This is a genomic window from Thermococcus sp. ES12 (assembly GCF_012027515.1).
GTDB lineage: Archaea > Methanobacteriota_B > Thermococci > Thermococcales > Thermococcaceae > Thermococcus > Thermococcus barossii.
This window is the reverse complement of sequence record NZ_SNUP01000071.1, coordinates 1-443: the sequence shown is the minus strand read 5'-3', so window position 1 is coordinate 443 and position 443 is coordinate 1. Positions and strand designations below refer to the sequence as shown.

Annotated in this window: 1 protein-coding gene; it reads right to left on the bottom strand. The window is 32.3% G+C overall.

Annotation, left to right across the window (positions count from 1 at the left end; translation table 11 throughout):
- Positions 1 to 311: 311 nt before the first annotated feature.
- On the bottom strand, positions 312 to 443 hold a 132-nt coding region (locus tag E3E37_RS11085), incomplete at its 5' end, for a 4Fe-4S binding protein (protein ID WP_167717402.1).

Below are 443 nucleotides of genomic sequence, written 5' to 3'. Positions count from 1 at the left end.
AACGACCAAAGGAAAGATGTTGCAAAGGACATTTTCTCACCTCATCTTTAGGTTCTAAACCTTTTGAGAGCATATTTCAACCTAATTCCATTACTCGCTTAGCTAAATTCCATTAAATACGTTTCTTTAACGAAAGGTTAAAAACATGAAATTTGACAAACATAAAAGTAATAAAGCTTTACATAAAATAGAACATTAAGCTGCAGGAATAGACTAAATTGTTCAATAATGCAAAAAATAATAATTTTGATCCTCAAAAATGTACAAACTCTAAAAGAATACTCCAAAAGAATTATAATAATAGAAAAAGGTCACTCTTCGTATTCTTCTATGGCACCAAACTTACACACTGTAGCACACACACCACATCCAACACACTTATTTGGATCGATTTTGTGAACTACTCTAGGTGCTCCTTCAATGGCATTTTGAGGGCAGTTTCT